Here is a 13,827-nt window from a genome sequence, read left to right as displayed (position 1 = left end):
AATCCCTTCACCTGATGCGGTGCGCGAGCCGATCGGCCAGCACGGCCAGCGCGCTCGCGGCCTCCGGCTTGATCGGCGCCTCCACAAGGGCCGTCACGGCCTCGCGCACCCGTTGTTCGATCATTGCCTCGACCTCGGCGACCGCTCCGGTGTCGAGCAGGATCCCGCGCAGCTCCGCGGCCCGCTCCTCGGTCAGCTCCGGATCGCCGTGCCAGCGCCTGAGACGGTCGCGCTGCGCCGGCGAGGCATGCCGCAGGGCATGCGCGATCAGCACCGTGTGCTTGCCTTCGCGCAGGTCGTCGAGCGCCGACTTGCCGGTCACCGACGACGAGCCGAACGTGCCCAGCACGTCGTCGCGCAGTTGGAAGGCCTCGCCCAGCGGCACGCCGAACCGGGAGTAGGAGTCCAGCAGCTCGGGGGAGGCGCCGGCCAGCGCGCCGCCGATCTGCAGCGGCCGCTCCACCGTGTATTTGGCGGTCTTGAGGCGGATCACCGTCAGCGCCTCGTCAACGCTCGCGCCGGCGCGGAGCTGGGCGAGCATGTCGAGGTACTGGCCGCTGATCACTTCGGTCCGCATGGTGTCGAAGATGTGGTGGGCGGCCCGCAATCGCAGCGGATCCACCCCGCACGACGACAACATGGCGTCGGACCAGGCGAGGCTCAGCGTCCCGAGCAGGATGCCGCCGGCCTGGCCGAACGACTCCGCGCCCGGCCCTTCGTACAGCGCGGCCAGGCTCTTGTGGACGGTCGCCCGGCCCCGGCGCAGCTCGCTGCCGTCCATGATGTCGTCGTGGATGAGCAGGCCCGCGTGACACAGCTCCAGCGCCGCGGCGGCCCCGATGATCTCCTCGCAGTCGTCGCCGCCGGCGCCGCGCCAGCCCCAGTAGCACAGCTGAGGGCGGATGCGCTTGCCGCCGCCGAGCACGAAGCCGTTCAGCACCCCGTACGCCGCCTCGACGTCGGGATCGGACACGAGCGCGCGCCAGGTTTCGAGAAAACCGCACAGGTGCTGATCAATGCGTGAACCAAGGGAGTGCTGAGTGAAGCTCACCGGCATTCGCACGGCTCCTTCGGTCAGTGGTCAACTACCAATAGTTACTCACTCGGTACTGAGCGTGTAAAGCGTCTTTGGTTACTCGGGCTTTGATCTGCCACAGGCCTTCCAAGGCATGGGGCTGCCATGGATGCCCCGGCGGCGCCGCCCAGGCTGCCGTTTGAGGTCTGACGTGGGGGTATGCGGTCAGGCATGAAGGCAGTCACTTGGCACGGCAAGCGTGACGTACGGGTCGAGGACGTGCCCGACCCGGCGATCAAGGAGCCCAACGACGCGGTCATCAAAGTGACCAGCACCGGAATCTGCGGTTCCGACCTGCACCTGTACGAGGTGCTCGGGCCCTTCATGGCCGAGGGCGACATCCTGGGCCACGAGCCCATGGGGATCGTCGAGGAGGTCGGACCGTCGATCTCGAACATCAAGCCCGGTGACCGCGTGGTCATCCCGTTCAACATCTCCTGCGGCCACTGCCACATGTGCGGCATGGAGCTGTACGCGCAGTGCGAGTCCACCCAGGTACGCGAACAAGGCACGGGCGCGGCCATGTTCGGCTACACCAGGCTGTACGGCCGGGTGCCCGGCGGCCAGGCCGAATACCTGCGGGTGCCGGAGGCCCAGTTCGGCCCGATCAAGGTGCCGATGGGACCGCCGGACGAGCGCTTCGTCTACCTGTCGGACGTGTTGCCGACCGCCTGGCAGGCCGTCGAGTACGCCGACATCCCCGACGGAGGCAGCGTTGCCGTCTTCGGTCTGGGCCCGATCGGCCAGATGAGCGCCCGCATCGCCCGCCACCTCGGCCGCCGCGTGATCGGCGTGGACGGCGTCATGGCCCGCCTGGAGATGGCCCGCCGCCACGGCATCGAGGTCATCGACGCCAGCGAGGTGCACAATGTGCCCGAGGAGATCCGCTACATGACGTCGGGACGCGGCACGGACTCCGTCATCGACGCGGTCGGCATGGAGGCCCACGGCTCGCCTGCCGCCAAGCTCGCCCAGACGCTCACCGGCCTGCTGCCCGACGTGGTGGCCGCGCCGCTGATGTCCCATACGGGCGTCGACCGCCTGGCTGCGCTCAACCAGGCCATCGACTCCGTCCGCCGGGGTGGCGTGATCTCCGTCATCGGCGTCTACGGCGGCATGACGGACCCGCTGCCGATGTTGCGCCTGTTCGACAAGGGCATCACGTTGCGCATGGGCCAGGCCCACGTCAGGCGGTGGATCAGCCAGCTGATGCCGCTGGTCACCGACGAGACCGACCCGCTCGGCGTGATGGACCTGACCACGCACCGGATGCCGCTCGAGCAGGCGCCGCGGGCGTACGAGATGTTCCAGAAGAAGGCCGATGGGGCCATAAAGATTCTCCTCCAGCCGTAAGCCCCAGGTCATAAGGGTTTCGGCGGACGGAGAGCGGGCAGCGGAGCGGTCATGAGAGTCGTTGTGGTTGGGGCTACCGGGAACGTCGGTACCAGTGTGGTGCGCGCGCTGTTGGGGGACGAGAACGTGACCTCGATCGTGGGCGTCGCGCGCCGGCTGCCCGGATGGCGGGTCGACCGCACCGACTGGCGTCAGGCCGACGTGGCCTCCGCCGACCTGACTCGAATCTTCGACGGCTCGGACGTCGTGGTGCACCTGGCGTGGCTGTTCCAGCCGACCAGAGACCCGGCGACGACCTGGCGGGCGAACGTGCTCGGCAGCATGCGGGTCTTCCGCGCCGCGGCGGAGGCGGGGGTGTCCGCGCTGGTCCACGCCTCCTCCGTGGGGGCGTACTCGCCGGGGCCCGAGGATCGTCCCGTGGACGAGAGCTGGCCCACGCACGGCTGGCCGGGCGCCGCGTACGGACGGGAGAAGGCGTACGTGGAGCGGGTGCTCGACGTCTTCGAGCACGATCATCCCGGCATCCGGGTGGTGCGGATGCGGCCAGGGTTCGTCTTCCAGCGGGTGGCCGCGACCGAGCAACGCAGACTGTTCGCCGGGCCCTTCGTGCCGCGGCGGCTGGTCCGGCCGGGGCGGATCCCGTTCGTGCCGGACATTCCCGGACTGCGGCTGCAGGTGGTGCACGCGGAGGACGCGGCCGAGGCCTACCGGCTGGCCGCCACGCGGCCGGTGAAAGGCGCGTTCAACATCGCCGCCGAGCCCGTGCTGGGCCCGCGCGACCTGGCCAAGCTGCTCGACACCCGTACGGTGCCGGTGCCGCAGGCTCTGGCCAGATTGGCCGTGGCGGCGGGATGGCACATGAGGCTCCTGCCTGTCGCGCCGGGCCTGCTCGACATGGCCCTGCGGCTGCCGGTCATGAAGGTGGAACGTGCCAGGGACGTGCTGGGCTGGACGCCGCGGCGCTCGTCGTGGGAGGCCATGCGGGAGTTGATCGACGGCCTGCATGATGGGGCGGGCATGGACACCGCCCCGCTCGCACCGGACGGAGGCCCGGCCGACCGGCTCAAGGAGTTCGCCACGGGCGTCGGCGGACGCCCGTAGGAGTGGTTCCAAAAAAGTTGCCGACAAAAATGTAGCGGGGTGTACTTTCACCTTCCTTGGGAAGGTGTGGACTACTCGAGGTCCTGAGGCGCGGCCGAGGTGTCGGAATGACACGGAAGGAACGCCATGGACCTCTCTTCACGGGCCGCCTTTGAGCAGGCCCTTCATCTCGATTTCCGGTCCGGGGGCGCCGCTCCCTCGGATTCTGCGCGTACCCAGGCCAGCTTGGAGGAGCCTGTCATGCGCACCCTGTTGACCGTGCCCTTCACACTCCACGATGTCACGAAGCTGCGCCGTGCGGTGGCGGAGCACGCCGAGAGCTGCGGATTGAGCGGCCCGAGGCTGGACGACTTCGTCCTTGCCGTGCACGAGAGCGTCGTCAACGCCGTCGAGCACGCGGGCGGGCACGGGCACTTCAAGTTGTGGACAGTGAACGGCGTCATCCGCTCGGAGACGACCGATCGGGGGTCGGGCATCCCCGGCGGCTACGTGGACGGCCAGTTCCGGCCGTCCGAGCGGAGCTACACCGGGAGAGGGATCTATCTCATTCGCCGGCTGTGCGACACGGCGGACTTCCACACCAGTCCGCTCGGCACCACGGTCCGGCTCACCATGCGGCTGCCGCGAGGTCCCGACTTCGGCATGCGCCGGCGGATGCGGCGGATCAGGGTCTCGGCCGGCGGTCACCCGCCGGGCCGCTTCACCGCCTGACTGACCTGCACCTGCGCCAGGTAGGCTCGCAACGTGAGCGGCGAGCAGCTTTCCCCCGGGATCATCTCTCCGGTCCGGCGCATCGGGCGGCGGGAGTTCGATTTCGAGCGCCAGGTCGCCATCATGGCCATCGTCAACCGGACCCCCAACTCCTTTCACGACCAGGGCCGGACGTACGCGCTGGACAGCGCCGTGGCGGCCGCGAAGAAGGCCGTGGCCCACGGGGCCGACTGGGTGGACATCGGCGGGTTCGCCTTCAGCGCCGCCCAGGTGCACATCGGCGCGGCGGAGGAGATCGAGCGCGTCGCCCCGGTGATCGCCGAGGTCAGGGCCGTGACGGATGCCGTGATATCGGTGGACACTCACCGTCCCGAGGTGGCGCAGGCGGCCATCGAGGCGGGCGCCGACGTCATCAACGACACCAACGGCCTGCGCGAGCCCGGCATCGCCGAGGTCGCCGCGGCGGCCGGCGTGAGCGTGGTGGTCACCCACAGCCTCGGCGGCCCTGGGCGGCGGGTCTTCCGGCCGAGCTACGCCGACGTGGTCTCGGAGGTGGCGGACTTCCTGCGCGAGCGGGTCGCGTTCGCGCTGAAGGCGGGCATCGCTCCCGAGAAGATCATCATCGATCCCGGGCACGACCTCAACAAGAACACCTTCCATTCCCTGGAGCTGACGCGCCGCCTGGAGGAGATCACCTCGATCGGTTACCCGACGCTGGTGGCGCTGTCCAACAAGGACTTCATCGGGGAGACGCTGGACCGTCCCCAGGGGGAGCGGAAGGAAGGCACGATCGCCGTCAACGTCGTCTCCATCGTCAAGGGCGCCCGCATCCTGCGCGTGCACGACGTGCCCGCGGCCGTGGACTCCGTACGCATGACCGAGGCCGTGCTCGGCTGGCGCGGTCCGCTCGCACCCAGTCACAACCTGGCCTGACGTGGGAGTTGATGTGACAGAGCGCAAGCCGCCCGGCGTACCGTTCGAGAGCTGGGTCGACCGGCAGATCCGCGAGGCGATGGAGCGCGGCGAGTTCGACGATCTGCCGGGCGCGGGCAAGCCCCTGCCGGGGCTGGACCGGCCGCACGACGACATGTGGTGGATCAAGCAGAAGGTGGAGAGCGAAGGGCTCACGATGCCGCTGCCACCGACGCTGGCGCTGCGCAAGGAGGCGGAGGAAGCACTGGCCCAGGCGCGCGGCGCGCGGACGGAGAGCGAGGCGCGGCAGATCATCGAGGATGTCAACCGCAAGATCCGCAAGGCGATCAGGACGGGGTTGTCCGGCCCGCCGCTCAACCTGATGCCCTTCGACGTCGAGCAGATCGTGTCGGAGTGGCGCCGGGCACAATGACGAGAAGGGGCCGGGTCGACGCGACCCGGCCCCTTCAGGAAGCCGAGGGACCCGGGTCAGGCAGGCCCCTCCGGTTGGTGAGGGACCTGGGTCAGGCAGGCCCCTCCGGCCGGGCTGAGGGAGCTCGATGCTCCTCAGCCCGGCCAGGTCCTCAGTTGATCGGCGGGTAGGCGTTCGCCAGCAGCTGGCGGAACTGCGCCGAGAACCACTGCCCGGACAACGGCGCGTCGGGCAACGCGCCTGACATGTTGTTCTTGTTGAGGTTGTTGCCGGTGTAGGTCGGGTCGCACATCCGGTCGAACTTCTTGCCCTCGTCGTTCGGGATGTCCCTGCTGGCGCCGTCGGACTCGCCCGGAGGCTTGATCCAGACGTAGGCGTCGAAGCCGGCGGCGGGGCTTGCGGTGGGCCGCGCCCCCATGCCCGCGCCGTTCTGGTTGCACCAGTTGCCGGCGTGGATGCGGCGGTCGGCGCGCGACTGGTCGACGAACGGGTTGAGCTCCGTCGAGGTGCTCGGCGCGGTCGGGCGGGCGCTGCCGCCCCAGCCGTTGCGCGAGGTGTCGATCAGCATGCCGAGCCCGGAGCGGAAGCCCTTGGCGATCAGCCGGTTACGCAGCTCCGTCGCGAAGGTCCGCTCGTCGATGTAGTAGTTCCAGTCCACCCAGTTGGACGCCCGGACCGACTGGTTGCCCACCTGGGTGTTGATGGTGAAGTGCGGCTCGGTGGTGATGGAGTAGTTGGCGGTGTTGACGATGAAGCCGTCCACGCTGTCCACCCCGGCGGTGGTGCCGGAGATGGTGTTGTAGAAGAGGTCGACGGCGGGCTGGAAGTTCGAGTCCCAGCCGAGCCACGCGTGGTGAGCGGCGTCGATGTAGGAGTAGACGTTGGTGATGGGCTCGAGCTGGTTCAGCGCGTACCTGACGCCGTCGACGTAGCCGCCGGGGCCGTTGGCCTCGCGGCACTTCTCGAAGGAGTTGATGTTGGTGACCAGGTTCGGCAGCGAGTCGGGCTCGATGATCGCGACGATGCGCAGGTTGGCGTACTTGGAGTCGCGCATGATAGCCGCGATCGGGTCGATGTATTCGGTCTTGTAGCGGTTGAACCCGTCCTGGGCGATGAGCAGCTCGCCGCTGGAGGCCAGCGCCGAGCAGTCGCGGTTGGGCAGGTCGTAGACGACGATCTGGATCGTCAGCGGGGCGGAGCCGTTGGCGGCGTCCTGCCTGACCGCCTCGTCGAGGTGGGCCCGCAGGCCCATGGCCGAGGAGGAGCCGGCGATGGCGGCGATGCGGTCTATCCACACGGCCGTGGAGGTGTTGGCCACGGCGGAGCCGCCCGGCTCGGCGGCCGCCTTGGCCGACCAGTTGGGGTTCACATAGCCGGTGGCGCCGGCATACGGGTTCTCCGCGTGGGTCGGGTTGGTGACGCCGTCGTCGTCGGCCTCGGTGGCGGTGACGGTACGCGAGGTCAGTCCGGTGGACGCGACCGTGATGGGCCGGCTGCCGTTGGTGTTGTCGGTGTCCTGCGCGGCGGCCAGGGTCACCGTCTGCGCGGTGTTCCACGTGGTCGGGCTGAACGTGAGGCTGGCGCCGGAGGAGACGGTGATGTCGGTGTCGCCGGTGCCGGCCGTCGAGGTGACGGTCACGTTCGAGGAGGGCTGGGTGGCCAGCTTCACCGTGTACGTGGCGGTCGAGCCCTCGGGTACGGTCACCGCGGTCGGCGTCACGATGATCGACTGCTCCTGGACGGCGTCGTCGTCCACCTCGGTGGCGTTGACCGTGGCGCCGGTGACGCCGTTGCCGCCGACACTGAAGGCCGCCGTGCCGGCGGTGGTGTCGGTGTCCTGCGCGGCGGCCAGGGTGACCGTCTGCGCGGTGTTCCAGTTGGACGGCGTGAAGGTCAGCGACCCGCCCGAGCTGACGGTCAGGTCCGTGTCACCGCTGGTCCGCGCGGTGGTGACGGTCACGTTCGCGGCCGGGGCGGAGGAGAGCCTGGCGGTGAACGTCGCGGTGCCGCCCTCGTTGACCGCGACCGAGCTGGCCGACAACACCACCGACGGGGTCGTCTGGGTGCCGCCGCAGGTGACGCCGTTGACGCTGAACGTCTCCGGGTTCGGGTTGGTGCCCGTCCACGTGCCGTTGAAGCCGACGGACACGGAGGCGCCGGTGGCGAGGCTGCCGTTGTAGGGCATGTTGGTGCCGGTCACGCGGGTTCCGGACTGGGTCCAGTTCGCGCCCCAGCCGGTCGGCGTGTACTTCTGGCCGGTGGTCGGATAGTCGAAGGCCAGCGACCATGACGTAATGGGGTCGCCGGTGTTCTTCAACGTGATGTTCGCGGTGAAACCGCCCTGACCAGGGCTGCTCGTCCACGAGTTGGCAGAGTAGGTCACGTCGCAGGCGACCGCGGCGTTCGCGGCCGTGCTCTGGCCGACGACGAGTCCTAAGGCCGCGACACTCGCGGCGGTCATGGTCACGGCCCATTTGCGAAGGCCGCGTTGGAGTCTCACGAGCGATCATCTCCAGTGCGCTGCTAGATGGCTGGGAGCGCTCCCATGGTGAGCCGGACGCGAGGCGCTGTACAGAGCCGGGCTTTCGTGGAGGTGTCCACTGCCCCGCATGCTCGTTGAATGCCCCGGAACGCCGATGAAACTTTCATCCCCGGCAGCCTGGTGGGAGGAAATACGGCGGTTACCGCAATGCCATTTCGTTGACATACGCCGGACGGCCCCCACAATCCCGATTGGGAGCGCTCCCACACCCCTACTCCCATGGAGATCCCGTGAAGTACAGACCTCCCGCGTTCTTATCGCGCGTGACGAGACGGCTCGCCGTGGCCACGACCCTCGTCCTCGTCGCCGGTGTTACCACGGCCGTGGCGGCCGCACCCGCCCAGGCCGCGGTGTCGTGTGACGTGACCTACTCTGCCAACTCGTGGACGAGCAGCCCTGGTCAGGGCGGTTTCACCGCGAACATCACGTTGAAGAACACCGGTGACCCGATCACCTCGTGGTCGTTGGCCTTCGACTATCCGACCACCGGCCAGAAGTACACGCCGAGCGGCTGGGGCGCGAACTGGACCCAGTCCGGCACGCGCATGACGGGCACCAACATGCCGTGGAACGGCAGTCTCGGCACCGGGGCCTCCACGACGATGGGCTTCAACGGCACGTGGACGGGCACCAACCCGAACCCGGAGACGTTCAGCGTCAATGGCGTCACCTGCGGCGGCACTGGCAACAACGTCGCGCCCACGGTGTCGCTGACCTCGCCGACCGCCGGGCAGAGGTTCACGGCGCCGGCCACCGTGCCGATCGCCGCCGACGCGGCCGACTCCGACGGCACGGTCTCCAAGGTCGACTTCTACCAGGGGTCCACGCTGCTGGGGACCGACACCTCGGCGCCGTACAGCTACAGCTGGACGAACGTGGCGGCCGGCAGCTACTCGATCACCGCGAAGGCCACCGACAACGGGGGCGCGACCAAGACCTCGGATCCGGTCGGCATCACGGTCTCCGCGGACACGGCCCCCGCGCTCGTGGTGAGCCCGTTGACGCTCTCCGTGCCGGAGGGAGGACAGGCGAGCTTCACGGTGAAGCTCTCGCAGGCGCCCTCGTCGAACGTGACCGTCAACGTCGCCAAGGCCAGCGGTGACGCCGACATCACCGTCGGCAACACCAGCAGAACGTTCACGCCGGCCAACTGGAACACCGCGCAGACCGTGCCGGTGAACGCGGCCGAGGACAGCGACACGACCAGCGGCTCGGCCGTGATCAGGGTCAGCGCCGCCGGCTACGACCCCGTCGACGTCAACGTCAGCGAGGCCGACAACGACCTCGGCGGCGACAACGAGTACGTCAAGCGCTTCGTCGAGCTCTACAACGATCTCCACGACCCGGCCAACGGCTACTTCTCGCCCGAGGGAGTGCCTTACCACTCGGTCGAGACCTTCATGGTGGAGGCGCCGGACCACGGGCACGAGACCACGTCCGAGGCCTACAGCTACTACCTGTGGCTGGAGGCGACGTACGGGCAGGTCACCGGCGACTGGTCGAAGTTCAACAACGCGTGGGCCTCGATGGAGAAGTACATCATCCCGGCCACCGCCGACCAGCCGACGAACTCCTTCTACAACCCGTCGAAGCCGGCCACGTACGCGGCCGAGCACAACGCGATCAGCAACTACCCGTCGCCGATCGACTCCAGCGTCTCGGTGGGCGCCGACCCGCTGGCGAGCGAGCTGCAGACCGCGTACAACACCCGCGACATCTACGGCATGCACTGGCTGCTGGACGTCGACAACACCTACGGCTTCGGCCGCTGCGGCGACGGCACGACCAAGCCCGCCTACATCAACACCTACCAGCGCGGCCCGGAGGAGTCGGTCTTCGAGACGATCCCGCAGCCGTCCTGCGACACCTTCGCCCACGGCGGCACCAACGGCTACCTGGACCTGTTCATCAAGGACGGCTCCTACGCCAAGCAGTGGAAGTACACCAACGCCCCCGACGCCGACGCGCGCGCGGTGCAGGTGGCGTACTGGGCGAACACCTGGGCCAAGGCGCAGAACAAGGGCTCGGAGATCTCCGCGACGGTGGCCAAGGCCGCCAAGATGGGTGACTACCTGCGCTACGCGATGTACGACAAGTACTTCAAGAAGCCCGGCTGCACCAGCCCCTCCTGTGCGGTCGGCACCGGCAAGGACTCCGCCGCTTACCTGCTCAACTGGTACTACGCCTGGGGCGGCGCGACCGACACCAGCGCCGGATGGGCCTGGCGCATCGGCTCCAGCCACAACCACTCCGGTTACCAGAACCCGTTCGCGGCCTGGGCCCTGTCGAACGTGACCGAGCTCAAGCCCAAGAGCCAGACCGGCGCTGCCGACTGGAGCACCAGCCTGACCCGCCAGCTGCAGTTCTACAAGTGGCTGCAGTCCGCCGACGGCGCCATCGCCGGCGGGGCGACCAACAGCTGGAACGGCAACTACAGCGCACCGCCGAGCGGTCTGCCGAAGTTCCACGGCATGGCCTACGACTGGCAGCCGGTCTACCACGACCCGCCGTCGAACCAGTGGTTCGGCTTCCAGGCGTGGTCGCTGGAGCGGGTGGCCGAGCTCTACAACGTCACCGGCAACGCCGATGCCAAGGCCATCCTCGACAAGTGGGTGACCTGGGCGCTGGACAACACCACGATCAACGCGGACGGCAGCTACCAGATGCCCTCCACGCTGCGCTGGACCGGCCAGCCCGCCGGTGACTTCAACGCCACCACCGGCATGCCGCCGGCCAACCCGAACCTGCGCGTGACCGTCGTGGACTACACGCAGGACGTGGGCGTCGCCGGCTCCTACGCCAAGGTCCTCATGTACTACGCGGCCAGGGCGAACCACACCGAGGCGCGTGACACCGCCAAGGCGCTGCTCGACGGCGTCTGGGAGAACCGCGACGCCAAGGGCGTGTCGGTGCCGGAGACCAAGGCCGACTACGCCCGCATCGACGACGCGGTGTACGTGCCGGCCGGCTGGAGCGGCGAGATGCCGAACGGCGACGCCATCAACTCCAACTCCACGTTCATCTCGATCAGGTCCTTCTACAAGAACGACCCCGACTGGCCGAAGGTCGACGCCTTCCTGAAGGGCACCGGCCCGGCTCCCACCTTCAACTACCACCGGTTCTGGGCGCAGGTCGACGTGGCCGTCGCCCTCGCCGAGTACGGGCGGCTCTTCCCGTGAGAAAAGCAGCACTGATAGCTGCGGCGTCGCTGGTCCTGCCCCTTATGGGGGCGGGGCCGGCGGCCCACGCCGCACCCGCCTTCGCCTATGGCGAGGCGCTGCAGAAGTCGCTGTGGTTCTACGAGGCCCAGCAGTCGGGCGCGCTGCCCGACTGGAACCGCGTCTCCTGGCGCGGCGACTCGGGCATGAACGACGGCAAGGACGTCGGCGTGGACCTCACGGGCGGCTGGTACGACGCCGGCGACCACGTCAAGTTCGGCTTCCCGATGGCGTTCTCCGCCACCATGCTGGCCTGGGGCGCGGTCGAGTATCGAGACGCGTACGCCTCCTCGGGGCAGCTCACCCATCTGCTCAACAACCTCAAGTTCGTCAACGACTACTTCATCAAGGCCCACCCGTCGGCGAACGTGCTCTACGGGCAGGTCGGCAACGGCGGCACGGACCATGCCTGGTGGGGTCCGGCCGAGGCCATGCAGATGAACCGGCCCGCGTACAAGATCGACGCGTCCTGCGGCGGCTCGGATCTGGCGGGGGAGACCGCGGCGGCGATGGCGGCCTCCTCGATCGTCTTCCGCCCGACGAACCCGACATATGCCGACACGCTGGTGACGCACGCCAAGCAGCTGTACTCCTTTGCCGACACCGTCAGGAAGAAGTACAGCGACTGCATCACCGACGCGCAGGGCTACTACAACTCCTGGAGCGGCTTCAACGACGAGCTGGTGTGGGGTGCGATCTGGCTCCACCGGGCCACGAACGACGCCTCCTACCTGGCCAAGGCCGAGAGCGGCTACGCCAACCTGGGCACCGAGCCGCAGAGCACGACCAAGTCGTACAAGTGGACGATCGCCTGGGACGACAAGTCGTACGGCGCGTACGTGCTGCTGCACAAGCTGACCGGCAAGCAGCAGTACCTGGACGACGCCAACCGCTGGCTCGACTGGTGGACGGTCGGCGTCAACGGCTCCCAGGTCAAGTACTCGCCGGGCGGCCAGGCCGTGCTCGACCGGTGGGGCTCGCTGCGGTACGCGGCCAACACCTCGTTCGCGGCGCTCGTCCACAGCGACTCGATCACCGACGCCACGCGTAAGGCCCGCTACCACGATTTCGCGGTGCGGCAGATCAACTACGCGCTCGGCGACAACCCGCGCAACTCCTCCTACCTGATCGGCTTCGGCGCCAACCCGCCGAAGAACCCGCATCACCGCACGGCGCACGGCTCGTGGACCGACCAGATCACCAACCCCGAGCAGACCCGCCACACCCTGTACGGCGCGCTCGTCGGCGGCCCGCCCGACCCGAACGACGCCTACACCGACAAGCGTGACGACTACGTCATGAACGAGGTCGCCACCGACTACAACGCCGGCTTCACCAGCGCGGTGGCCAGGCTCTACAAGGAGTACGGCGGCGCCCCTGCGGCGAACTTCCCCGCGCAGGAGACGCCCGACGGTCCGGAGATCTTCGTCGAGGCAGGCGTGAACGCCTCGGGGACCAACTTCACCGAGATCAAGGCCATCGTCCGCAACCAGTCGGCCTGGCCGGCCAGGGTGCTGTCCGACGGCTCGTTCCGTTACTACTTCACGCTGGACGGTTCGACGACGGCCTCGCAGATCAGCGTGTCGTCGGCGTACACGCAGTGCAAGGCGCCCACGCTGCACTCGGCGGGCGGCAGCACGTACTACGTCAACATCGACTGCTCGGGGCAGGCCATCGCCCCGGCCGGGCAGTCACAACACCGCAGGGAGGTGCAGTTCAGGATCAGCAGCGCGGGCACGTGGGACCCGGCCAACGACTGGTCGTACCGGAACATCCCCACGACGCCCGGCGCGACGCCGGCGCGGACCCAGAACATCACCCTCTACAGCGGCGCCACCAAGATCTGGGGTGAGCCCCCGGGTCCGGAGGAAGAGGACGACACCCCGCCCAGCAAGCCGGGCAAGCCCGCAGTCTCCGGGATCACGGGCTCCACTGCCAAGCTCAGCTGGACGGCCTCCACGGACAACGTGGGCGTGACGGGCTATGACGTCTACCTGGGGTCCACCAAGGTAGGCACGGCCACGAGCGCCTCCTTCGACCTGAGCGGGCTCACCCCTGCCACGTCCTACACCGCCTCCGTGGTGGCGCGGGACGCGGCGGGCAACACCTCGGCGCCGTCGGACGGCACGCCGTTCACCACCACGGACGAGGAGCCGCCGCCTCCGGGCGGCTGCACGGCGGCGTTCAAGGTGACGAGCTCCTGGGGCGGCGGCTACCAGGCCGAGGTCACGGTGAAGAACGCCGGCACCTCGGCGATCAACGGCTGGACGGTCGCCTGGACCTCCCAGAACCAGATCACCCAGCTGTGGGGCGGCAAGCACACCCAGACCGGCTCCAGCGTCTCGGTCAAGAACGAGGCCTGGAACGGCACGCTCGCCCCGAACGCCACCGCCACGTTCGGCTTCATCGCCAACGGCACCGCCACCACCCCCGACCCGATCACCTGCACCCCCGCCTGAGCGCGGACCCGCCCCCGCCGCGC

General features: G+C 68.8%; 9 protein-coding genes. 7 read left to right on the top strand and 2 right to left on the bottom strand.

The features are described from left to right. Positions 1-7 precede the first annotated feature (7 nt). On the bottom strand, positions 8-1,051 hold the full coding sequence (locus ACTWPT_RS19860; protein WP_443178910.1) for a polyprenyl synthetase family protein: 1,044 nt from the start codon (positions 1,049-1,051) through the stop codon (positions 8-10). A gap of 195 nt (positions 1,052-1,246) precedes the next feature. Here ACTWPT_RS19860 and ACTWPT_RS19855 point away from each other — a divergent pair, with 195 nt between their 5' ends. The 5 genes from ACTWPT_RS19855 (at position 1,247) to ACTWPT_RS19835 (ending at position 5,585) form a co-directional block, all read left to right on the top strand. Further along, positions 1,247-2,428 carry a zinc-dependent alcohol dehydrogenase gene (locus ACTWPT_RS19855; RefSeq protein WP_443178909.1) on the top strand — a complete coding sequence of 394 codons (1,182 nt, stop codon included), beginning with the start codon at positions 1,247-1,249 and terminating at the stop codon, positions 2,426-2,428. A 51-nt stretch (positions 2,429-2,479) separates the two neighbouring features. Then, positions 2,480-3,529 carry an NAD-dependent epimerase/dehydratase family protein gene (locus ACTWPT_RS19850; protein ID WP_443178908.1) on the top strand — a complete coding sequence of 350 codons (1,050 nt, stop codon included), beginning with the start codon at positions 2,480-2,482 and terminating at the stop codon, positions 3,527-3,529. Positions 3,530-3,769: 240 nt separating this feature from the next. Then, a complete protein-coding gene (locus tag ACTWPT_RS19845) occupies positions 3,770-4,240 on the top strand; it encodes an ATP-binding protein (protein ID WP_443178907.1) in 471 nt (156 codons plus the stop codon). A gap of 33 nt (positions 4,241-4,273) precedes the next feature. Continuing rightward, entirely contained in the window at positions 4,274-5,173 is a 900-nt protein-coding gene (folP, locus tag ACTWPT_RS19840) for a dihydropteroate synthase (protein ID WP_443178906.1), read from the top strand. Between the two features lie 13 nt (positions 5,174-5,186). After that, a complete protein-coding gene (locus ACTWPT_RS19835; protein ID WP_443178905.1) occupies positions 5,187-5,585 on the top strand; it encodes a J-domain-containing protein in 399 nt (132 codons plus the stop codon). Between the two features lie 151 nt (positions 5,586-5,736). On the opposite strand, the gene ACTWPT_RS19830 is transcribed toward ACTWPT_RS19835, so the two are convergent. Beyond that, on the bottom strand, positions 5,737-8,046 hold the full coding sequence (locus ACTWPT_RS19830) for a glycoside hydrolase family 6 protein (protein ID WP_443178904.1): 2,310 nt from the start codon (positions 8,044-8,046) through the stop codon (positions 5,737-5,739). Positions 8,047-8,357: 311 nt separating this feature from the next. On the opposite strand from ACTWPT_RS19830, the gene ACTWPT_RS19825 reads away from it, so the two are divergent. Beyond that, positions 8,358-11,306: a glycoside hydrolase family 48 protein gene (locus ACTWPT_RS19825; protein WP_443178903.1), complete on the top strand. Its 2,949-nt coding sequence runs from the start codon at positions 8,358-8,360 to the stop codon at positions 11,304-11,306. Positions 11,307-11,350: 44 nt separating this feature from the next. Beyond that, positions 11,351-13,804, top strand: a complete 2,454-nt coding sequence (locus ACTWPT_RS19820) for a glycoside hydrolase family 9 protein (RefSeq protein WP_443179034.1) — start codon at positions 11,351-11,353, stop codon at positions 13,802-13,804. Positions 13,805-13,827 lie beyond the last annotated feature (23 nt).

This window comes from Nonomuraea sp. 3N208 (assembly GCF_052245935.1).
GTDB lineage: Bacteria > Actinomycetota > Actinomycetes > Streptosporangiales > Streptosporangiaceae > Nonomuraea.
This window is presented reverse-complemented; position numbering and strand designations above follow the sequence as displayed.

What these genes read in the sequence shown, in the direction of transcription:
- ACTWPT_RS19855 (WP_443178909.1), top strand. Translation starts at nt 1,247, where the DNA reads ATGAAGGCAGTCACTTGGCACGGCAAGCGTGACGTACGGGTCGAGGAC.
- ACTWPT_RS19850 (WP_443178908.1), top strand. Translation starts at nt 2,480, where the DNA reads ATGAGAGTCGTTGTGGTTGGGGCTACCGGGAACGTCGGTACCAGTGTG.
- ACTWPT_RS19845 (WP_443178907.1), top strand. Translation starts at nt 3,770, where the DNA reads ATGCGCACCCTGTTGACCGTGCCCTTCACACTCCACGATGTCACGAAG.
- ACTWPT_RS19830 (WP_443178904.1), bottom strand. Translation starts at nt 8,046, where the DNA reads ATGACCGCCGCGAGTGTCGCGGCCTTAGGACTCGTCGTCGGCCAGAGC.
- ACTWPT_RS19820 (WP_443179034.1), top strand. Translation starts at nt 11,351, where the DNA reads ATGGGGGCGGGGCCGGCGGCCCACGCCGCACCCGCCTTCGCCTATGGC.